General features: G+C 70.3%; 13 protein-coding genes and 1 pseudogene. 8 read left to right on the top strand and 6 right to left on the bottom strand.

What is annotated here, in order from left to right; genetic code table 11:
- Positions 1-205: 205 nt before the first annotated feature.
- Positions 206-3544, bottom strand: a pseudogene (locus AC2YHT_RS08510) (TonB-dependent receptor).
- Between the two features lie 207 nt (positions 3545-3751).
- On the opposite strand from AC2YHT_RS08510, the gene AC2YHT_RS08505 reads away from it, so the two are divergent.
- The 3 genes from AC2YHT_RS08505 to AC2YHT_RS08495 are packed head-to-tail and all read left to right on the top strand — an operon-like array spanning position 3752 to position 9491.
- Positions 3752-5293: an efflux transporter outer membrane subunit gene (locus AC2YHT_RS08505; RefSeq protein WP_487289162.1), complete on the top strand. Its 1542-nt coding sequence runs from the start codon at positions 3752-3754 to the stop codon at positions 5291-5293.
- Positions 5294-5304: 11 nt separating this feature from the next.
- Positions 5305-6372 carry an efflux RND transporter periplasmic adaptor subunit gene (locus tag AC2YHT_RS08500; RefSeq protein ID WP_487289161.1) on the top strand — a complete coding sequence of 356 codons (1068 nt, stop codon included), beginning with the start codon at positions 5305-5307 and terminating at the stop codon, positions 6370-6372.
- Entirely contained in the window at positions 6372-9491 is a 3120-nt protein-coding gene (locus AC2YHT_RS08495) for an efflux RND transporter permease subunit (RefSeq protein WP_487289160.1), read from the top strand. The genes AC2YHT_RS08500 and AC2YHT_RS08495 overlap by 1 nt, the downstream gene beginning before the upstream one ends.
- A 164-nt stretch (positions 9492-9655) precedes the next feature.
- Here the strand turns inward: AC2YHT_RS08495 and AC2YHT_RS08490 are convergent, their stop codons facing one another.
- Positions 9656-10576: a winged helix-turn-helix transcriptional regulator gene (locus AC2YHT_RS08490; protein ID WP_487289159.1), complete on the bottom strand. Its 921-nt coding sequence runs from the start codon at positions 10574-10576 to the stop codon at positions 9656-9658.
- 119 nt (positions 10577-10695) lie between these two features.
- On the opposite strand from AC2YHT_RS08490, the gene AC2YHT_RS08485 reads away from it, so the two are divergent.
- Positions 10696-11916: an acetyl-CoA acetyltransferase gene (locus tag AC2YHT_RS08485; RefSeq protein WP_487289158.1), complete on the top strand. Its 1221-nt coding sequence runs from the start codon at positions 10696-10698 to the stop codon at positions 11914-11916.
- A 1-nt stretch (position 11917) separates the two neighbouring features.
- A complete protein-coding gene (locus tag AC2YHT_RS08480; protein ID WP_487289157.1) occupies positions 11918-12709 on the top strand; it encodes a DUF1295 domain-containing protein in 792 nt (263 codons plus the stop codon).
- Between the two features lie 181 nt (positions 12710-12890).
- Here AC2YHT_RS08480 and AC2YHT_RS08475 read toward each other — a convergent pair whose 3' ends face one another.
- Together AC2YHT_RS08475 and AC2YHT_RS08470 are read right to left on the bottom strand one after the other, a co-directional pair.
- The gene (locus AC2YHT_RS08475) at positions 12891-14348 is read right to left on the bottom strand and encodes a carotenoid oxygenase family protein (RefSeq protein WP_487289155.1); all 1458 of its coding nucleotides are present in this window, start codon (positions 14346-14348) and stop codon (positions 12891-12893) included.
- Between the two features lie 1144 nt (positions 14349-15492).
- On the bottom strand, positions 15493-16572 hold the full coding sequence (locus AC2YHT_RS08470; RefSeq protein ID WP_487289154.1) for a L,D-transpeptidase family protein: 1080 nt from the start codon (positions 16570-16572) through the stop codon (positions 15493-15495).
- A gap of 75 nt (positions 16573-16647) precedes the next feature.
- On the opposite strand from AC2YHT_RS08470, the gene AC2YHT_RS08465 reads away from it, so the two are divergent.
- Both AC2YHT_RS08465 and AC2YHT_RS08460 read left to right on the top strand, forming a co-directional pair.
- On the top strand, positions 16648-17772 hold the full coding sequence (locus AC2YHT_RS08465) for a D-alanyl-D-alanine carboxypeptidase family protein (protein WP_487289153.1): 1125 nt from the start codon (positions 16648-16650) through the stop codon (positions 17770-17772).
- Positions 17759-18439: an arylesterase gene (locus AC2YHT_RS08460; protein WP_487289152.1), complete on the top strand. Its 681-nt coding sequence runs from the start codon at positions 17759-17761 to the stop codon at positions 18437-18439. The genes AC2YHT_RS08465 and AC2YHT_RS08460 overlap by 14 nt, the downstream gene beginning before the upstream one ends.
- Before the next feature lie 114 nt (positions 18440-18553).
- On the opposite strand, the gene AC2YHT_RS08455 is transcribed toward AC2YHT_RS08460, so the two are convergent.
- On the bottom strand, positions 18554-19657 hold the full coding sequence (locus AC2YHT_RS08455; protein ID WP_487289151.1) for a YeiH family protein: 1104 nt from the start codon (positions 19655-19657) through the stop codon (positions 18554-18556).
- Positions 19658-19733: 76 nt separating this feature from the next.
- Entirely contained in the window at positions 19734-20333 is a 600-nt protein-coding gene (locus tag AC2YHT_RS08450; protein ID WP_487289149.1) for a TetR/AcrR family transcriptional regulator, read from the bottom strand.
- A 124-nt stretch (positions 20334-20457) separates the two neighbouring features.
- Here AC2YHT_RS08450 and AC2YHT_RS08445 point away from each other — a divergent pair, with 124 nt between their 5' ends.
- Positions 20458-21783, top strand: coding sequence for an oxygenase MpaB family protein (locus AC2YHT_RS08445; RefSeq protein WP_487289148.1), 1326 nt, complete (start codon positions 20458-20460; stop codon positions 21781-21783).
- Positions 21784-21871: the final 88 nt, after the last annotated feature.

Genomic DNA, 21871 nt, shown 5'->3' with positions numbered 1-21871 from the left:
GAAAGACCCCCTCCGGCCCTCCGGGCCACCTCCCCCAGAGGGGGAGGATCTTGGCGCTTCAGATGCTCCCCCTCTGGGGGAGCTGTCGCGGAGCGACTGAGGGGGCCGCCCTCAGGGCGAAGCAACAGAAAGGCCGGAGACTTTCGCCTCCGGCCCAGGGAGATCGACGGAGGAAGTCGATCGCCAGTTCCCCGAGGCGGGGATCTCAAAACTTTTTACGCAGGCTCAGCTTGTAGGTCCGGCCCAGCGGATCGCCGGTGAACGGGTCGTAGCCGAGGTCGAGGCGGGCGTAGGACGGGTCCTTGTCGAACAGGTTGGTGATCGCGATGCTCGCCGTCGCATCCCGCGGCAGGATCACGCGATAGGCCAGGTCGGTCAGCACCTGGGCGTCGATGGTCTTGCCGTTGGCCACCGTCACGGCCGCCCCGGTCGTGTCCTTGTAGGCCCCGGTCGCGAACGGCGCGGTGCGCTGGTCGGTGTACTCGCCGATGTAGTGCACCGTCAGGCGCAGGTTGTGCGGCCCCCGGCTCCATTCGGCGAAGACGTCGCCCTTCCACTGCGGGATCGGCACGACGGTGGTCTGGTAGTTCAGCAGGCCCACCGCGTCGAAGGCCTTCTCGACCACCACGCCCTCGACGCTGGTCGCCCCCACCTCGTACTTCTGGATCCAGGTCGCGCTGCCGCCGACGGCCAGCTCCCCGCCCAGCACGCCCTGGAAGGCGTAGTCGGCCGAGAAGTCGAAGCCCGAATTCTCGATCGGCGCGCCGTTGATGTAGAAGGTCTTCAGCCGCGCGATGCTGGTGGTCGGCGTGCCGCACGCGCCGTTGAAGGTGAAGCGCGCCTGCAAGGCCGCGTAAGCGCTGTTCCCGCAGTTGTTGGTCCCCGCCGCCCCGTTCGGATAGAGCGCGCTGGTGATGCCCGCCACCGGCTCGGCCACGATCGGGTTTTTGAAGTCGAACCGGAAGTAGTCGACGCTGGCCTTGAAGGCGCCGGCCTTGAACAGCAGGCCGAAATTGTAGGTGTTGGCCTTCTCGGGCTTCAGGTCCGGATTGCCGAAGATGTCGACCGCCCGGAAGACGCCCAGGATCCCCTGCAGCGAGGTCACCGAGGTCGTGGTGGTCAGCGGGTCCGGCGGCCCGCGGAAGGTCGAGCCGGCCGAGGCCCGCACCGCCATCCACGGCGTCGCCTGCCAGCGCACCGAGGCCTTGGGGTTGAAGGTCGAACCCACCGCCCCGCCATAGTCCTCGTAGCGCGCCGCCAGCTGGGCCTGCACCGTCTCTGTGATCGGCAGGCTGAGTTCGCCAAAGGTCGCCACCACGTCGCTCTGATTATCAGCCGGGGTGTTGACGCCCAGGAACATGAACGGCCCGTTCCGCGCCGAGCCCGTGCAGTTGGTCACGCCGTAGTCCGGCGTGTTGACGCACGGATTGATCAGGGCGTTGGAGATGTCGTTGAAGGTCGAGGTGAAATAGGTCCGGCGGTACTGCACCCCGGCCGCCCAGGCGATGTCGCCGCCCGGCAGGGTGATGACCGTCTTGCCGTTCAGCACCGCCTCGGCCACGAACAATCGCGAGGTCTGCTTGGTCGACAGCTTCTTGAAGAACCAGTCGGTCAGTTCCTTGCTGTTGGCCAGGCTGGAGACGTAGCCGGGATTGGCGACGCCGGTGATGGCGTTGCCCGGGATCGCGCTGGCGAAGGGGTTGTAATACAGGCACCCGCCGACGCCCGGCGTGCCCTGGATCCCCGCGGTGTTCGGATCGGTGTCGCAGTTGGGCCCGCCCAGCCCGCGCAGCGCCAGGGCGAAGCGGTTGACCAGGGTGTCGTAGCCGGTGCGGATCCCCACCTCCTGGGAATAGGTCAGCGCCGCCTCCCAGCCGATGCCGTTGGAGAACTCGCCCTTCAGGTCGGCCGAGACGCGATAGGCGTCGAACGAACGCGAGCCGATCGACGGGCCGTAGCCGAACTTGGGATTGCCGCCGATGCCGTAGGGCCGGTTGGCCGCGTTGATGGCCCCGAAGGCGAACACCGTCGCCGTCGGCACGGTGATCTGGGCGCCGGTGCCCAGGCCCGTCAGGGTCACGGTCGGGTTGGCGGCGATGAAGGCGGCCAGGCCCGGATTGGTCGCCGGCACGTAATAGCGGCCGATCAGGCTGGTCGAGGCCGCCACCTCGGCGGTCGGCACGGCCAGGGCGGCGTAGGACGGCGAGGTGTTCCAGTCGGGCACGTCGGTGTGCGACCACAGGGCCTCGACGTGCAGCTTGGTGGTGTCGGAAAGCCTGGCGTTGACCTCGCCATAGACCTGCACGGCGTTGGACTTTTCCACCAGGTTGTCGAACGGCGTGTAGTGCCAGTAGCAGACCGGCGTCAGGCCGCTGAAGCCGGGAAAGCCGCCCAGGCTGGCGCATGCCGGATCGCGCATGCCGTTGGTCGGACTGGCGGCCGGGATGAAGGTCGAGGGATTGCCCGCCGCCGACCAGCCGGCTTCCGGATTGTCGAGATAGCCGCGATTGGCCCAGTCGCGCTCGGCGACGCTGAGCTTGGAGCGGTGCTGCCAGCCGGCGCTCAGCAGCATGTCGCCGTGCTCCCACCGCTTGCCGTAGGTCAGGCTGAGGCCGTAGTCGCCGTCCGAGCCGTCGATGGCCCGGTAGTCGGCGGCCATCTCCAGCCCGTCGACGTTCTTCTTGGTGATGAAGTTGACCACCCCGGCGATGGCGTCCGAGCCATAGGTCGCCGCCGCCCCGTCCTTCAGCACCTCGACGCGCCCGATGGCGGCGGCGGGAATGATGTTGGTGTCGACGATGCCCGCCCCGGCCGCGGCCAGCGGATTGATCGCCAGGCGCCGGCCGTTCAGCAAGACGAGCGTGCGTTGCGAGCCCAACCCCCGCAGGTTCACCGAGCCCGAGCCTTCCGAGCCCTGGGCGCGGCTGTCGAACTGGTTGGTGTCGCCCAGCACCCCGTTCGACACCGACAGGGCCTTGATCATCTCGACGGTCGAGGGCGAGCCGCGCTTCTGCAGTTCCTCGGCCCCGATCACGTCCACCGGCAGGGCCGCGTCCTCGGGCGTGCCGCGGATGAACGAGCCGGTGACCACCACCTCCTCGACCTGCGTCGCCTCCTGCCCCCACGCCGCGCCCGCCGTCGCGGCGAGCGCCATCGCCAGCGCGCCGGCCGAGCCCGCGCGCAGATAGGTCTTCCTGGTCATCTTCCCTCTCCCGGTCTGTCTCTTCTTTTTCGGAGCGCTTGGGCGAGGACGGATCTCTCTCTAGGGGTCGACGGTATCCTCCACGCGCCAACGCCTCGGACGGCCGCCCGCCGTCGCGAAATCACGCGTTTCGAAAATGGAAGATGCGAACTTAGACGCCGACACCTTGGGATCCCCCTCTCGCCGGATACTTTGTACGCAAAGCTTTCTTGGCCGCTCGGCCGCAGGACGAGCGGGCTCGACATCGAGAGTCGAACGACTGTTTCGATGATTGAGTATGTTTTCCCAAGCGTCAACCGCCGTAATTTTCCGGCAAGCTCGGGCGTCTTGAATTCCGGGTATCGAGACGCAGCGACCACCCCGGGCGTCCGCCGCGCAGGCGCCAAGCCGGGACGAGGTCATCTACGTAGTGACCGCAATCGGGGACAATTCCCGTCGCACAGCGGCGAGACGGGCTTTTTTCCTGTGAGTTGTCGCCCTAATTGAGCGAACGACGGTCCTGTCTATCCGTTATGGGTCGGTCGTCCGACAGTGTGGGGTGAAATCTCGATGAGTTCCGACGCGATCGCGGATCGCCGGCCGACGGCTGCGCGCCTCTCCGCCCTGGCGGGCGCGAGCCTGGCCGCCCTGCTGCTGGCCGGCTGCAACACCGCCGCCCCGCGCACGCCCGACACCCGCCTGCCGACGGCCTTCGAGGCCCCGGCCGGCGCGCCCCTGCCCGCCGCCGCCCTCGACCAGTGGTGGACCCAGTTCGGCGATCCCCAGCTCGACGCCCTGATCGCCACCGCCCTGGAGCGCAGCCCCGACGCCCGCAGCGCCGCCGCCGTGCTGGAAGAGGCCCGCGCCGTCCGCAAGAGCAACATCCGCCAGCTCTACATCCCGTCGGGTCAGGTGAAGGGCGCGGCCAGCCGCAAGCACACCGAGATCCTCGACCAGAGCGGCGGGACCAGCTTCACCCTCGGCGGCGACACCGACAGCTACAGCGCCAATTTCGACGTCTCGTGGGAGCTCGACTATCTGGGCCGCCGCAAGGCCGGCCTCCAGGTGGTGAACAACGACCTGGCCGCCGCCCGCTTCGCCTATGAGGGCGCCCGCGCGGCCCTGGCCGCCAACGTCGCCCAGTCCTATTTCGAGGCCAAGGGTCTGGCCGTGCAGCTGGCCGACGCCCGCGAGAGCGCCCGCATCAGCCAGTCGCTGGGCGAGCTGGCGACCAGGAAGGCCAGGCTTGGCCTGTCGGCCGGTTCGGAAGCCGACAGCGCCGCCGCCACCCTGGCTCAATCCGAGGCCCAGGCGGCCGACTACGAAGCCCAGCTCCAGGCCGCCCGCCGCAGCCTGCTGATCCTGGTCGGACGCGGGATCGACCCGCTGGCCAGCCTGAACGTCGAGGCCGCCCTCGACGCCCCGCCGCCGGTTCCGGCCACCGTGCCGGGCGCCCTGCTGGAGCGCCGTCCCGACGTGCGCGAGGCCCAGGCCCGCCTGGCCTCGGCCGCCGGCAATCTCAAGGTCAACCAGCTGGCCCTCTTCCCGACCTTCAACCTGACCCCGGGTCTGGGCTGGGCCAAGAGCGTCTCGCCGGCCTTCGACTTCACCGGCAGCGGCGCCAGCGGCGGCACGACCTCGACCACCACCGGCTCCTGGACCCTCGGCGGCGGCCTCACCATCCCGCTGCTCAACATCCCCCAGCTGCTGGCCGACATCGACGCCCAGGACGCCCGCACCGAGCAGGCCGCCGTCGCCTACGAGAAGGCCGTGCAGACGGCCTATGGCGAGGCCGAGAACGCCATCACCCAGCTGGCCGCCGACAACCGCCGCGTCGCCCTGCTGAAGGCCGGCGAGGCCCGCGCCGCCAGCGCCTACGCCGCCAGCCGCAAGGGCTATGGCCTGGGGCTCGTCGATCAGACGACCAACCTGCAGAACGAGCAGACCTGGCGCAGCGCCCGCAGCGCCCTGACCGGCGCCCAGACCCAGGCCCTGCAACGCGCCGTCCAGACCTACAAGGCGCTCGGCGGCGGCTGGTCGCCGAACGTCCCCGCCCCGCTTCCGCCCCGCGCGTCCGCCGACGCCGCCGCTTCCGAACGCGCTCCGCGATGAGAACCCCGCCCATGACGATGAAAACCGCCCGCGCGCTCGCCCTGCTGACCGCGTCCGCCCTGGTCCTGACGGCTTGCGGCGGCAAGGACGAGAAGAAGACCGCGCCCGCCAGCCAGGCCCGCGCCGTCAGCGTCGGCGAGGTCCAGACCCGCCCCCTGGGCGGCGGGATCGAGGCCTCGGGCGTGCTGATCGCCCGCGACGAGGCCGCCGTCGGCTCCGAACTCTCCGGCTACCGCGTCGCCCGCATCTACGCCGACGAAGGCGACTGGGTGCGCGCCGGCCAGCCGCTGGTCCAGCTCGACGCCACCCTGCTGAGCGCCCAGATCGGCCAGCAGGCCGCCGTCGCCGCCCAGGCCCAGGCCGAATCCGCCCGCGTCTCGGGCCTCGACGGCCAGGGCGTGCTCAGCCAGGAACAGATCGAAAGCCGCCGCTACAACGCCAAGGCCCAGGCCGCGGCGCTGGCCGAACTCCAGACCCGCCAGGGCCGCCTGACCATCGTCGCCCCCGTCGGCGGCCGGGTCATCGAACGCGGCGTCAAGCCGGGCGAGATCGCCGGCAGCGGCACGACGGCCTGGTTCCGCATCGTCCGCGACGGTCTCGTCGAACTGGAAGCCGACGTCAACGAAAGCGACCTGGCGGGCCTGTCGGTCGGCCAGCCGGCCACCGTCACACTGCCCGGCGGCGCGCAGGTCTCGGGCGCGATCCGCCTGATCAGCCCGCGCGTCAATTCCGACACCCGCCTGGGCAAGGTCCGCATCCGCCTGCCCGTGCGCGAGGACCTGCGGGCCGGCGGCTTCGGCAAGGCGATCTTCGGCGCTTCGGGCGCGGCGGTCGTCGCCGTGCCGGAGGCGGCCATCCGCTACGACGCCTCGGGCCTGTCGGTGGTCGTCATCGACGCCCAGAACCGCGCCAAGCAGGTTCCGGTCCGCACCGGCCGCCGCGGCGGCGGCTGGGTCGAGCTGGTCCAGGGCCCCGCCCCCGGCGCGCGCGTCGTGATCGGCTCGGGCGCCTTCATCGGCGACGGCGACGTCGTCAAGCCGATCCCGGTGGCCGCCAACGGGCAGAAGGCCGCCAACTGATGGCCGACCTCCGCATCTCAGCCTGGTCGATCAGGAACCCGATCCCGGTCGCGGTCGTCTTCATCGCCCTGATCATCGCCGGCGTCGGGGCCTACCTGTCGCTGCCGGTCAAGCAGTTCCCGAACGTCACCTTCCCGGCCGTGACCGTCTCGGTCACCCAGAGCGGCGCGGCCCCGGGCGAGCTTGAGACCCAGGTCACCCGCGTCGTCGAGGACGCGGTCTCGGGCATCTCCAACGTCAAGACGATCCGCTCGTCGGTGACGCAGGGCGCCTCGACCACCACCATCGAGTTCGAACTCGGCGAGGACCTGCAGAAGGTCACCGACGAGGTCCGCTCCAAGGTCGACCAGGCCCGCGCCAGCCTGCCCAAGGAGGTCGACGAGCCGATCGTCCAGCGCCTCGAGATCGACAGCGCCCCGATCATCACCTACGCGGTCTCGGCCCCGTCGATGAGCACGGCCGACCTGTCGTGGTTCGTCGACGACACCATCACCCGCGCCCTCCAGGGCGAAAAGGGCGTGGCCCAGGTGGCCCGCGTCGGCGGCGCCGAGCGCGAGATCAACGTCGTCCTCGATCCGGCCCGCATGGCCGCCTTCGGCGTGACCGCGCCCCAGCTCAACCAGGCCCTGGCCAATTTCAGCCTCGACGCCCCCGGCGGCCGGGCCACGGTCGGCGGTCGCGAGCAGACCCTGCGGGTGCTCGGCGCGGCCAACACCCTGGAGCAGCTGCAGCAGATCACCATCCCGGTCGGCTCGCGCTACGTGAAGCTGACCGACGTCGCCGACGTCGGCCAGGGCGCCGGCGAGGAACGCGGCTTCGCTCGCCTCGACGGCAAGCCCGTCGTCGCCTTCCAGGTGATGAAGACCCGCGAGTCCAGCGACGTCGAGGTCGAGGACCGCGTCAAGCAGGCCGTCGAGACCCTGGGCCAGAAGCACGCCGGGGTGAGCTTCACCAAGATCTACTCCACCGTCGACGAAACCCGCGCCAGCTTCGAGGCCACCAAGCACACCCTGCTGGAAGGCATGCTGCTGGCCTCGCTGGTGGTGTTCCTGTTCCTGCGCGAGTGGCGCGCCACCCTGATCACCGCCATCGCCATGCCGGTGTCGCTGATCCCGACCTTCGCCTTCATGGGCATGGTCGGCTTCTCGCTGAACGTCGTCACCCTGCTGGCCCTGACCCTGGTCATCGGCATCCTCGTCGACGACGCCATCGTCGAGATCGAGAACATCGAAAAACGCGTCGCCAAGGGCCAGCGGCCCTATCACGCGGCGATGGAGGGGGCCGACGCCATCGGCCTGGCCGTGGTCGCCACCACCTTCACCATCGTCGCGGTGTTCGTGCCGGTGTCGTACATGCCCGGCATCCCCGGCCAGTTCTTCAAGGAATTCGGCCTGACGGTCGCCGTCGCGGTGCTGTTCTCGCTGGTCGTGGCCCGCCTGCTGACCCCGCTGCTGGCCGCCTACTTCCTCAAGCCCGTCCTGCGCCCGCACGAGCGCAAGCCGTTCGAGGGCCTCTATCGCAAGAGCCTCGACTGGGCGCTGGACCACCGGATCATCGCCTTCATCATCGGCGGCGTGCTGACCCTTGGCTCGATCGCCGGCGCCGGCTTCCTGGCCTCGATCGGCGTCCTGGCCGTCGGCTTCCAGCCGGCCGGCAACGCCAACTACTACTACATCAAGCTGCAAGGCCCGCCCGGCGCGACCATCGCCGACATGGACCGCACGGCCCAGGCGGCGACGAAGATGTTCGCGGCCCGGCCTGAGACCGCCCACGTCTTCGTCCAGGTCGGCTCCAACATCGCCAGCGGCTTCAGCGGCCAGAGCGGCGCCGACGTTCGCGACGGCACCGTCACCGTGGTGCTCAAGGGCGACCGCAAGCTGACCGTCACGGAGATCAAGCAGGAGATCCGCGCCGGCCTGCGCGACATCCCCGACGCCCGCGTCAACCTGCAGGGCGATTGGGGCTCGTCCGACATCCAGAACATCATCACCTCGGACGACGGCGCGGCCCTCGACAAGGCGGCTCTCCAGATCGAACGCGAGATGCGCGGCCTGAAAACCGTCGCCGACCCGCGTCCGTCCTCGCCGCCCAGCGGTCCGGAGATCGTCATCCGGCCCCGCGCCGACGAGGCCGCGCGCCTGGGCGTCTCGGTCACCGACATCGCCTCCATCGCCCGCGTGGCCACGGTGGGCGACATCGACGCCAACGTCGCCAAGATGACCCAGGGCGAGCGCCGGATCCCGATCCGCATCCGCCTGCCGGAAGGCGCGCGATCGGACCTGGCGGCCATCGGCGCCCTGCAGGTGCCCACCGCCGCCGGCGGGATCACCCGCCTCGACAGCGTCGCCGACATCAGCTTCCAGGCCGGTCCGGCCAAGATCGACCGCTTCGGCCGCAAGCGGCAGCTGACCATCGAGGCCGACCTCAACGGCGGCGCCCAGCTGGGCCAGGCCCTGGCCGAGATCAACGCCCTGCCGACCATGAAGAACATGCCCGCCGGCGTGGCCCCGGCCTCGGCCGGCGACCAGGAGGCCTTCACCGAGCTCTTCACGGGCTTCGCGGTGGCCCTGCTGTCGGCCGTGGGCCTGGTGTTCGGCGTGCTGGTGCTGCTGTTCCGCAGCTTCTTCAAGCCGATCACCATCCTCTCGGCCCTGCCGCTGGCGATCAGCGGCGCCCTGGTGGCCCTGGTGGTCTGCGGCCAGCCGCTGTCGATGCCGTCGCTGATCGGCTTCCTGATGCTGATGGGCCTGGCGGCCAAGAACTCGATCCTGCTGGTCGAGTACGCCATCGAGCAGGAGCGGGCCGGCATGAGCCAGCGCGAGGCCCTGATCGACGCCTGCCACGAACGGGCCCGCCCGATCGTCATGACCACCCTGGCCATGATGGCCGGCATGCTGCCCACCGCGCTCGGCCTCGGCCAGGGCTCGGAGTTCCGCCAGCCCATGGCAGTGGCGGTGATCGGCGGCCTGATCACCTCGACCATCCTGTCGCTGGTGCTGGTGCCGGTGGTTTACGAGGTGATCGACGACTTCGAGCGCTGGATCACCCCCAAGATGGCCCGCTGGACCACGCCGCGAGAAGCCTCGGGCGAAGCCGCGACGCCGGTCGACAGGCTCTGATCCCTCTCCCCTTGCGGGAGAGGGTGGCCCCCGAAGGGGGTCGGGTGAGGGGTCTCTCAAAAGCAAAACGCCGCGACAGCCGATCAGCCGTCGCGGCGTTTTCATTCGTGTAACCCCTCATCCGTCGCCTTTCGGCGACACCTTCTCCCGCAAGGGGAGAAGGATCACTCGACCGCCGTCGTCTCCGGCCCCACCGTCCCGCCGCAGGCCGCGCAGATCACCACCGCCTCCAGCCGCTGGCCGCACGGAACGTGGGTCAGCACCTCCGGCGGACCTTCCGGCTCCGCCAGCCACCGATCCCCCCAGGCCATCAGCGCCACGATCAGCGGGAAGAGCTCGCGCCCCACCCCGGTCAGCCGATACTCCCAGCGCTCGGGCCGCTCCTGGTAGCGGACCTTCTCCAGCACCCCCAGCGCCACCAGCCGCGCCAGGCGGTCCGACAGGATGTTGCTGGCCACGTTCAACTCGGCCTGGAAATCGCCGAACCGCCTCAGGCCGTAGAAGGCCGCCGCCGCCAGGTACGAGGTCCAGCGGTCGCCGAGCACCGCCACGGCCCGCTCCACCGCCGGGTCGCCCCGCCCCTCCCCTTCGGCGATCGAGCGGCGCTGGGCGCGCGGCGGGGGCGCGGGATCGAAACCGGCGCCCGGTCCCGGGGCCACGGTCACCTCGCGCGCGCTCACCACCCCGCCGCAGGCCTTGCAGGCCATTTCGGTCTTCAGCACGCAGCCGCAGGGCTTGTGGATCACCCGCTGGGCGGGCTCGCCGCTGCGCCTTTCCTCCCAGCGCAGGATCATCAGGGCCGCGTCGAACAGCCCCCGGCCCTTTTCGGTCAGATGATAGCCGTGCCGCGCCGGCCGCTCCTGGTAGAGCCGCTTCTCCAGCACGCCGGCCGCCTCCAGCCGCGCCAGGCGGTCGGTCAGCAGCGAGCGGGCCATGCCGGTCTGCGCCACGAAGCCGTCGAACCGGTTCACGCCCCGGAACGCCGCGTACAGCACCAGCAGCGTCCAGCGGTCACCGATCAGATTCAGAGCCCGCGCCGCCGAACTCGCGCGCACCGTGCGAAAACTGTGGTTTTCAGGCGACATCGTTCTGTCGTGATGGCGTTCGCCCATCCCTGTCAATTGCCTCGCCGCACCCTCGCTTTTATAACGAGACTAACAAGAGCGGGGGACGGGAAACTCGCCTGCCGGTGCGGAGAAGAGCGATGGCCTACATCCTGGGGGGATGGCAGAGCGACTTTTCCGCCAACTGGTCGCGCCAGGGTTGGGGCCTGGCCGACGCTTTCAGCGAGGCGGTGGCGCAGGGACTTACCGCCACCGACCTCGCGCCTTCCGACATCGACACCGGCCACGTCGGCAACTTCGCCGGCGAGCTGTTCGCGGGCCAGGGCCTGCTGGGCGGCTTCTTCGGCCTCGTCCATCCCGACCTCGACGGCCTGCCGACCATGCGCCACGAGGCCGCCTGCGCCTCGGGCAGCGTCGCCATCCTGTCGGCCGCCGCCGAGCTCGAGGCCGGCCGCTACGACCTGGCCTGCGTGGTCGGCATCGAGCAGATGCGCAACGTCTCTGGCCAGACCGCCGCCGAGCACCTGGGCGCGGCCGCCTGGACCGGCCACGAGCACCAGGACGCCCGCTTCCTGTGGCCCGCCGCCTTCTCCGACCTGGCCGACGTCTACGACCAGCGCTTCGGCCTGCGTTACGAACACCTGATGGCGATCTCGGAAAACAACTTCGCCAACGCCCGCCGCAATCCCAACGCCCAGACCCGCGACTGGCGCTTTCCGCCCGAGGCCTTCACCGCCGACGACGTCGCCAATCCGGTCGTCGAGGGCCGCACCCGCAAGCAGGACTGCGGCCAGGTCACCGACGGAACCGCCGTGCTCTTCCTGGCCTCGCCCGAACGCGCCCGGTCCTACGCCGAGGCTCGCGGGATCCCGCTCGACAGCCTGCCGCGCATCAAGGGCTGGGGCCATCGCTCGGCGCCCATCCCGCTCGACCGCAAGCTGGCCAAGAGCCAGGAGGGCGGTCACGTCTTCCCGCAGGTGCGCCGCGCCATCGACGACGCCCGCGCCCGGGCCGGGATCGGCCACCTGTCGGAGATCCACGCCGTCGAGACCCACGACTGCTTCGCCATCACCGAATACATGGCCATCGACCATCTGGGCCTCACCGCGCCGGGCGAGGCCTGGAAGGCGATCGAGACTGGCGACATCGCCATGGGTGGACGCCTGCCGGTCAATCCGTCCGGCGGGCTGATCGGCGCCGGCCATCCGGTCGGGGCCACGGGGGTGCGCATGGCGCTGGACGCCTTCAAGCAGACCACGGGAACGGCCGGCGACGGCCAGGTTGAGGGCGCCCGCACCGTCCAGACCCTCAATATCGGCGGCTCGACCACCACCACGGTCAGCCTGGTGATCGGAACCTGAGATGCTGCAGATCCTGCTCGTCGACGCCGCCGTCTCGGCGCTGGCCTTCCTGGTCCTGTGGGGCGTCAGCTTGAAGATCCGCGACGTCAGCTTCATCGACGCCTGGTGGGGCGTCGGCATGGCCCTGATCGCCTGGACCGCCTTCCTGCAAGGCCCGCCCACCCCGCGCGGCCTGCTGCTGACCGCGCTCTGCACCGTCTGGGCCGCGCGCCTGGGCGGCTATCTCTTCTGGCGCTGGCGCAAGCACGGGGCCGACCGCCGCTATGTCGCCATGCTGGGCCACGCCGAGAAGGCGCGCGGCTGGAGCTTCGCCAAGGCCTCGTTGCTGCTCGTTTTCGCCCTGCAATACGCCATGCAGTACGTCGTCGCCCTGCCCGTCCAGCTCGGCCAGGCGGCCGGACCGCTCGGCCCGCTGGCCGCGATCGGCGCGGCCCTGGCGGTGCTGGGTATCGCCTTCGAGACCGTCGGCGACGCCCAGCTCGTGCGCTTCAAGGCCGATCCCGCCAACGCCGGCAAGGTGATGGACCGAGGCCTGTGGCGCTACACCCGCCACCCCAACTATTTCGGCGACGCCTGCGTCTGGTGGGGCCTCTTCCTGATCGCCGCCGAAGCCCTGCCCTGGGGCGCGGCCTCGATCGTCGGCCCGATCCTGCTGACCATCACCCTGACCCGCTGGAGCGGCGTGCCGACGACGGAGGGCCGCCTGAAGAAGACGCGGCCGGAGTATGCGGCGTACGTGGCGCGGACCTCGGGGTTCGTGCCGTGGTTTCCTCAGAAAACCCCTCTCCCATAGGGAGAGGGAGGGGCCCATGGCGAAGCCATGGGAGGGTGAGGGGTTAGGAACCCTGGCCGCCTTGCCTAAGATCGTGCCAGCACGCCGGCCGACGGTGTAACCCCTCATCCTCCCACGCCTGCGGCGCGGGCCCCTCCTTCTCCCTATGGGAGAAGGGCCTGAAGGATATCCCTCCCTCTCCCTATGGGAGAGGTTTCAGCTCCGACCGCCCCGCCCAGACGCTGTGCGTCCCGCTGCTGATCTTGTGCGGCAGCGCCACGCGACACACCGGCTCCATGCTCCGCGCATCCACGATCAAACACTCCGACGTGCCGGCAGTCTCGTCGATGACGAAGCTCACCAGCCAGCCGTCGTCTTCCTCCACCGCCCCCGGCCGCGCCGCGAACGGCGCTTCGCTGGCGTAGCGGCCTTCCGGCAGCTTCAGTTCGAGGCTCTCGCCCGAAACCAGGTCGTGCTTGACGAAGCCGTCGAACAGGAACCACCCCGGCTTGGCCGTAGTCGAATAGGCGTAGCGATAGGGCTTGCCCGCCCAGGCCTGGTTGAACATGCCGAACTCCAGCACCCGGTCGTCCAGCCGCTGCTCGAGCGTCTGCCCGGTCGCCAGGTTGAACCGCCAGCGATGGAGCTTGGGCCGAAAGCTGTGCTCGTCCAGATAGGCCATCAGATGGGCGTACTGTTCGGGCGCGTCGGCCAGGGGCCTGGGCGTCGGGTTCTCCTGGAAATAGCCGTCGACCACCACCTCGTCGCCCTCCTCATAGGCATTGAGGAAGTGCAGCACATAGGTCGGCGCGGCCTCGAACCAGCGAGGCTCCCCGCCCTGGCGCGGCACGAGGGCGAAGCGCGACGGCACGCCCTTGTGCAGCCGCACCGCGTGGATCCCCCGCTCCAGCAGGCCCGCATCCCAGAACACCGGCAGGTCGTTGAAGATCGCCCAGTTGGCGCTGAACGCCATGTCGTGCGGCAGGCGCGGCCCCGGCAGCGGCACGGGCTGGTACAGCGTCCGCCGTCCGCTCGCGTCGACCACGCCATAATGCATGTAGGGCGCGTGCTTGGAGTAGTTGAAGAACAACAGCTCCCCGGTCGCCGGATCGACCTTGGTATGGGCCGAGACCCCGTCGATCGGGGCCCAGGGCGCCGGCCCCAGGGTCTCCAGCGTCAGGGGATCCAGCCGATAGGCCTCGCCGCACTGGTAGAAGGTGGCGATCGCCTCGCCGGCGTGGACGACGATGTCGGTGCTGGCGCTGTCCTTCAGCCCCCCATGGGCGCCGAAGCCCTGCCGCAGAGACACGCCCGGACCATCGGCCAGGCCGCCCCACAGGCTCTGGCCCGCCTCCTGCTCGGCCTCGAAGCCGCGCGTGCGCACGAACCGGTTGCGATACCGCGCCCGGCCGCCCTGGAAGTCGATCTGGTGCACCATGCCGTCGCCGTCGAACGGGTGGTAGCGACCCAGCGGGTCGTGCACCGGGTTCTCGGTGTTGCGCAGATAGACCCCGTCCAGCTCCGCCGGGATCGCGCCCTCCAGCACCACCAGGTCCTCGGCGTTGAGCTCCTCGTGCTGCGGCGTCCAGGCGCCGGTCATGTACGGATGGTCGGTAGGTCGCAGCGATGTGCGGACCGATGGTTGGCGCGCGACTTTCATGCCGTCCTCCCCAGGCTGGCCCGGGAAGCTTAGACCCCAAGTCTCGTTATGCAAGCTTCATCATTCGGCGGCCGACTTGCTGCATCGCAAACAAAAGAAAGGCCCGCGTGCCGGAGCGCGCGGGCCATTTCCTCGGACGCCCCGAAAGAGGCGCTTACGCAGCCGAAATCAGAGGACGGCGCGGTTCTTGTAGGCCGAAACGGCCAGGGCGATCAGGGTCAGCATGGGAGATCCAGTCATCTTCGTCGCCAGGGCCGAATTGCCCCGACGCCCGCCATGTATGCTGACAACGTTGTCATTTCAAGGCCGAATGCTGCGACGCAACAACGCATCCTTTCGCGTGAAACGGGGGAGAGGGACCACGAAGTGGTGGAGGGGGCGAGACTGGGCTCCGTGCCTGACCGCTCTCTCCTCCGTAAAATCCCCGCGAAAGCGGGGACCCAGGTGTTTTATCGTCGAGCGCCTCGCGTTTCAGAAAAAGCCTGGGTCCCCGCTTTCGCGGGGATTTTACGGTTGGGGGTCTGCGGACGGGGACAGACGAAGCTGGATCCCCGTCGCGTCCGGACCAAACCTCAACCAATCCAACCCCTTACAACTTTCTCACCGCCCTGGATCAGACGCGCTCAAACCAGCCGCATAATCACTGGGTCTCGCCGCACCGAAGGGGCGCGCGGCCAGCGACCAAGCGGCGGCGGGATGCGATCGAGCGGGACTGGGGCGGATTGGGAAGATCCGTCGCGTCCGGGGACCTGGCGCTGGCCAGGCCCGCCCGCCGTCGGCTTGGGCGAGGATTACAGAGCACCCCTCTCCTCGTCGCCGCTTGAAAGGGAAACCTCGAAGGCGGTCCTGGTAAGGCGTTAAGAGCGCCGCCGCCCGGGAAGCCGGCAGCCAAACGACCGCGCGGAGCGCCTGGGCTTCGTCGAAACGGTAACAACACACAGCACCTCCGGGCGTCGCCCGGGCGCTCCGCTCCCCTTCATCAGCTCGCAGCGAAAGCGCGGGGACGAAGCGCCGTGCTTACCCCCTCAGTCGCTCCGCGACAGCTCCCCCAGAGGGGGAGCATCTTGGAGAGCGCCGCGCCAACCAGATCCTCCCCCTCTGGGGGAGGTGGCCCGGAGGGCCGGAGGGGGCCCGCGAAGCGGGTCTACTCCCCCCTCGCCTCCTCGCCCAGGAACCGCACCTTGGCTCCTTTCTCCACCGCCGCCCCCAGCTGCTGCGCGTCCCAGTTGGTCAGGCGCACGCAGCCGTGCGAGGCGCGCTTGTTGACCAGCTTGGGATCAGGCGTGCCGTGGATGCCGTAGGTGTCCTTGGTCAGGTCGATCCAGGTCGAGCCGACCGGATTGTTCGGCCCGGCCTTGATGGTCAGCTTGCCCTTGGGCTTGCCGAAGGTCAGGCGCGAGGGGTCGTAGGTGTAGGTCGGGCGCGGCGCGACGGTGCGCACCGCCCACTCGCCGCTCGGGGCCGGACGCTCGGTGCTGCCCACCGTGGCCGGATAGACCGCCAGCAGGTTGTCCTGGCCGTCATAGGCCCGCACCTGGCCGACGCCCTTGTCGATGTCGATCCGCGTCACCTTGGCCGGCAGCTCGCTCGGACCCAGGGCCGCCACGGCGATGCGGGTCCCGACCTTGCCGAAGTCGGCCCCGGGATTGAGGGCCTGCAGCAGCGCCTCGTCCATGTGGAAGCGCTCGGCCAGGGCTTCCAGCGGACTGGTGTAGGAAAGCGCCGGCAGCCTGGCCATCGCCTCATAGTCGTCCTTGGGAATCGTCTTTGCGTACGGCCCGTCCGCGTCCGCCTGCGTGATCACGTAGTCGGTCAGCACCTGGCCGCCGTCGGCCTCGATCAGCGCCTTCCACAGGTCGGGCGTCACCTCGCCGTCGACCGTGAGGCCCTGCGCCTGCTGGAAGGCCTCGATGGCCAGCCTCAGGTTCGTGCCGGTCACCCCGTCGATCGATCCCGGCGAGAAGCGGGCCCGGTCGAGCAGCACCTGCACCCGCACGAGGGAAGGCGCGATCATCGACGGATCGGCCGGCGGCGCGGTCTGCGGGCCGGCCGCCTCGACGGCCTGGGCCAGGGGCGAGCGGTCGGCCGAAGCGACCTTCGACGACTGTGGGGCCTGAGCCGCCGCGGGCGGCGGCGGCGCCTCGGCCTTCCGCTCCCCGCGCGAGCAGGCCGCCGCCAGGACGCATCCGGCCAGCAGGGCCGCGAGACGAAGGGTCGAAGGCATCGCATACTCCACGCACGAGGAACGTCTTGCAGGTCTCAAGCCTTGAGCCATGGCGAAGTTCCGGAGGCGGTGCGCTTGGCGGCTCGATGGCGAAGGGGGACGAGGGAACGGCGGCGCGGCCGGCGGCTGGGCTCGATCCTGCTCGTCCTGCTGCTGACCGGCTGCGTCGGGACCGGCGCCTGGCTGCTGTGGCCGACGGACGCCCCACCGGCCCCGGAGACCCCGACCGGCGACGGCGCCGACGAGCCGGTCGCCGCCGCCCCGCAATACGTGCCGTCCAACGATCCGCCGGCCGCGCCGCTGGCGCCCCTGCCGCTGGACGAGACCTGCGAAGGCTCCGCCCCGCCCGGCGCGGCCCAGGCCAACGCCGACAGCCTCAACACCATGAGCTGGGCGCCGTTCGGCCGCCAGGAGGTCGGCTGGACGATCTACGCCCCGCGCATCGGCGCCGAGCTGGCCACCGCCTGCGGCCCCGGCACGACCCGCTTCGCCGGCGCCCTGGCCGGCTGGCAGGCCGGCCATCGCCTGGCGCCCACCGGCGTGCTCGACGGCGCCACCTTCGACGTCATGAAAACCCGCTGGACCCTGGCCCGCCCCTTCGCGGCCATCAACGCCCGCGGCGAATGCCCCAACGCCCCCGCCCTCTCGGGCCTGAACGCCGCCCGTTCTGACGAAGTCTATGGGAGCAAGCCGGCCTATCTGCGGCCCGGCGCGCTCGACGCCTATCGCCGGCTTGTGGAGGCCGCGCGGAAGGACGGCGTGGTCTCGGCCCGCGACCCGCGCGTGCTGACCATCTTCTCCAGCTTCCGCGACCCCGCCGCCGACGCCGCCCGCTGCGCCCGCGACAACAACTGCCAGGGCGTCAGCCGCACCATCTGCTCGGCCCACCGCACGGGCCTGGCCATCGACCTCTTCGTCGCCGCCGCCCCGGGCTACGGCCCCGACTCCAGCGCCGACGACAACCGCCGCTTCATGGCCCGATCGGACGTCTATCGCTGGCTGGTGGTCAACGCCGGCCGCTTCGGCTTCATCAACTACGTGTTCGAGCCCTGGCACTGGGAATGGACCGGCGAACCGCCCCTGCCCGGCGTGCCGATCTCAAGCCTGCCTCAAGAAGGATCACAACCTCTCGATCAGGGGGCGCCTGCGCCTCAACCCGGCCAGAAAGCCTCCCCAAGTAAGACGCATGAAGTTCGCTGACGCTCACATGCCCGGCCGGCGCGAGATCTTGGCCGGCCTCTTCGCCCTCCCCGCCGGCTCGGTCCTGGCGGCGCCGCGCGTGGCCGCCCCGCCGCGCCCGCCGATCGTCACCGTGCTGGGCGACTCGATCACCGCCGGCCTGGGCGTGCGCCCCGGCGAGGCGATGCCGGCCCGCTTGCAAGCGGCACTGGCCGCGCGCGGCGTGAACGTCCAGGTGCGCGCCGCCGGCCGCAACGGCGACACCAGCGCCGGCGGTCTCTCCCGCCTGGAAGGGGCGTTGGGCGCCGACACCACCCTCTGCGTCGTGGCCCTGGGCGGCAACGACCTGCTGCAAGGTCTGCGCCCCGAGGCGACGCGCGCCAACCTGCGGGCCATCCTCACCCGCCTGCGCGAACGGCGCATCCCCGCCGTCCTGGCCGGCGTCAACGCCCCGGCCCTGCTCGGCGCCGACTACGCCCGCCGCTTCAACGCCGTCTACACCGACCTGGCCCGCGACTTCGCCGTCCCCCTGCTGCCCAACCTCCTGGCCGGCATCGGCGGCTCCCGCCGCTACATGCAGAACGACGGCATCCACCCCAATGCGGAAGGCGCGAGGGTGATCGCGGCCAACCTGGCGCCGGTCGTGGCCCAGGCCCTGGCGCGGGGGACGGTGGTGGCGGTGCGCTGACCCCCTCAGTCGGCTTCGCCGACAGCTCCCCCAGAGGGGGAGCATCTTGGCGCTCAGATCCTCCCCCTCTGGGGGAGGTGGCCCGGAGGGCCGGAGGGGGTCGCCGTCAGGCGATCAAAGGAAGAACTCCACCGCCACCAGCACTACCCCGGCTATCCAGGCCGTCTCCACGACCATCAGCGCCACGGGCCGCCAGCCGGCGGTCATCACGTCCTTGAACGAGGTCTTCATGCCCAGGCCCGCGATCGCCGTGACCAGGCACCAGCGGCTGATCTCGGCCGCGCCGTCGACAGCGACTTTCGGCAGCCAGCCCAGGCTGTTCACCACCACCAGGGCCGCGAAGGCCACCAGGAACAGCGGCAGCTGCGGCCTGGCCCCCGCTCCGCCGCCCGGCAGCATCCGCGCCGCCAGGAAGGCGATGGTGAACACCACCGGCAGCAGCATCGAGACGCGAAGGAGCTTCACATAGGTCGCCACGTCGCCGGTGTGCGGCGAGATCATGTAGCCAGCCCCAACCACCTGGGCGACGTCATGGATCGTGCCGCCCAGGAACACCCCGGCCTTGGTCTGGTCCAGGTGCAGGGCCGCCGTCAGCAGCGGATAGGTGATCATGGCGATGGTCGACAGGGTGGTGACCACCACCACGGTCAGGATCGTGTCGCGCTCGCCGTCCTTGTCGCGCGGCAAAACGGACGCGATCGCCAGGGCCGCCGAGGCGCCGCAGATGCCCACAGCCCCGCCCGACAGCACGCCGAAGCCCTGCCGCAGCCCCATCCGCTTGGACAGGAACGCCCCCAGCAGGATCGTCGAGACCACCGCCACGATCACGGTGACGATCGGCGTCAGGCCCAGGCTCAGGATCTGCCCCGCCGTGATCCGCGCCCCCAGCAGGGCGACGCCGAACCGCAGTATGGCCTTGGACGAGAACTCGATGCCCGGAACGCAGCGCCCCTCCTGGTGCAGAAAGTGGAACGTCATGCCCAGCAGCAGCGAGAACAGCATCACCGGCGCGCCGTAGTGCTGGGCCAGCCAGGTCGAGGCCAGGGCGATGGTCCCGGCCACCAGCACGCCGGGATAGAGCTTGATCAACGCCGCCTGGCCGGGGAACCGCGCCTTGGCGGCGGTCGCGGGCTCGGGGCGCGACAGGCCCTCCATGCCTTCCAAGGATTGGAAAAGCGCCCGCGCGGCGGCCGCGTCGGTGTCGAGATCGGAATTCATCGCCAGGCCCTTTGACGAGTCGCCATGCCGACGACGCCTTTCGTCTGGACCCGGAGCGCTAGCGTGGCAAGGCGCGCTAGGCCCTCCGCACCGCCACCAGCGCCGAGATATAGGCCTCCATCAACCGCACGAGTTCGTCCTCCAGGGCCTGCGGATCCAACTCGAGGCCCGGCTCGGCGGCCGCCGCGCGCAGCAGGCCGACGGCGGCGTGGGTGAGCACGAAGGCCGACTCCGGTGTCAGGTCGATCTGCAGCCGGGCCTTGCCGGCGATCGAGGCGAGGAAGGCCTGGTGATGCTGCTCCAGCACCGCGTCTCCCCGATGGAACATGGCCCCCAGCAGCGCCTGGCGCGTGGCCGGCGAGCCCTCGAAGCCGTTCATCAGCGCCCGCACGATCGGCCGCACGCTGCCCAGGTCCGGCCGTTCGATCAGGGTCTGGGCGATCGCGTCGCGCACCGCGCTGGTCCGCCGCTGGGCCAGGGCCGCCAGGATGTCCTGCTTGTCGGCGAAGTACTGGTAGACCGTGCCGACGCTGACCCCCGCCCGCTCAGCCACGTGATTGGTGGTCAGGCGCTCGGGTCCGCCGCTCTCCAGAAGCTGAAAGGCCGCGTCGAGAATGGCGTCCACCGTGGCCTGGGCGCGGCCCTGACTCGGCGCTCTGCGTTGCTTTTCAGCCACTTGCGGACCCTCTTCACGCGCTCTCCCTGCCTGAAGACAAGGCGAGTAGGAACATGAGCAATGCTTACATACGCTTGAGGCCGAGAACAGGTTCGCCGTCGCCGGCGGACCGGAAGGAGCCCTGATGATCCGTCCTATCGAAGACGTCCGCGCCCGCGTCGCCTCGCAGAAGACCCGCCTGCCGGGCTTCTACGGCCAGATCGATTTCGACCGCACGCCCGAGCGCTTCACCGAGGATCCGAGTTTCGCCGTCGCCCGCGACCGCAATCCGCTGGGCGTTTCCGTCACCCAGGACGACCTCGACCGGGTGCGGGCCTACACCATGCTGGGCGACATCGTCGCCGACGCCTATGCCGCCCTGATCCCGCAGTACGGCTTTCGCCGGCTGATCGACATGCTGACCACCGCCTGCGACCAGGGGATCGAGGCCGTGCCGGACGCGCCCCCCGAACTGGCCGCCTTCGTCGCCGAGATGGCGGCTGCGCCCGACTGGATCGACATGGACCTGGTGCGCGAGGGCCAGCGGCTGGAGCGCAACGCCGCCGCCTTCCTGGCCCCCTTCGCCATCCGCGGCGCGTTCGTGGCCACCTTCCTCAACAAGTACTCGGCCCTGCCCATGGCCCTGACCGGAACCCTGGGGGCCGAGACCGCCGCCAAGCGGGTCAACGAGACGGCCGCCTTCTTCGCCACCACCATCCTGCCCGGCGCGCTGGAGCCGCACGGTGAGGGCTTCAAGGCCGCCGCCATGGTGCGGCTGATGCACTCGATGGTGCGCTTCAACGCCCTGCGCTCGGGCCGCTGGGACTCGGAGGTCTACGGCGTGCCGATCCCGCAGGTCGACCAGATGCCGGCCGGCCTGATCCCGGTCTTCCTGATGTCGTTCCAGATGCTGCGCAAGGGCCGCCGCCAGTTCACCCCGGCCGAGCGGGCCAAGGTCGAGCTCAGCCGCTATCGCTGCTTCCTGCTGGGCCTGCCGGAGGACCTTCTGGCCGACACGCCCGAGGGCGTGGTGCGGATGATGACCGCCCGCGACAGCACCCTGCGCCGGGGCTTCGACGACGAGACCTGCGGCGCGCTGATCCGCGCCACCCTGGGCGCCTATCTGCCGCCGGACGAGAGCCCGGCCAACCGCCTGCACGACCGCATCGAGCGCCGCTTCGCCAAGGCCTTCTTCCTGCGCCACTTCCTGCGCGGCGACCGCAAGCGCGCGGCGAGCATGGGGATCGAGGTAGGACCAGCCGACGAGGTCGTTTTCGTGATCGTGGCCCTGCTGGTCACCCTGCAGATGAAGGCCTTCGAACTGGCCGACCACGTGCCGGGCGTCCGCGAGTTGGCCGATGCGGCGCTGGTCCGCCGGATGCGCAGCCTGCTCAAGCGCTACGGCCACGCCGAATTCACCACCGATGCGGCGAACTACCGGCCGACCAACGCGAGGCCTGCGGCGGCCTGACCGCTGCGCGGCCCCCTCAGTCGCTCCGCGACAGCTCCCCCAGAAGGGGAGCATCTGCTCGGACTAGATCCTCCCCCTCTGGGGGAGG

The sequence above is a fragment of the Caulobacter sp. SRI_008 genome, from assembly GCF_057586355.1.
Note: the sequence above shows the minus strand (reverse complement) of the source record. Positions and strands in the feature narration are given on the sequence as shown.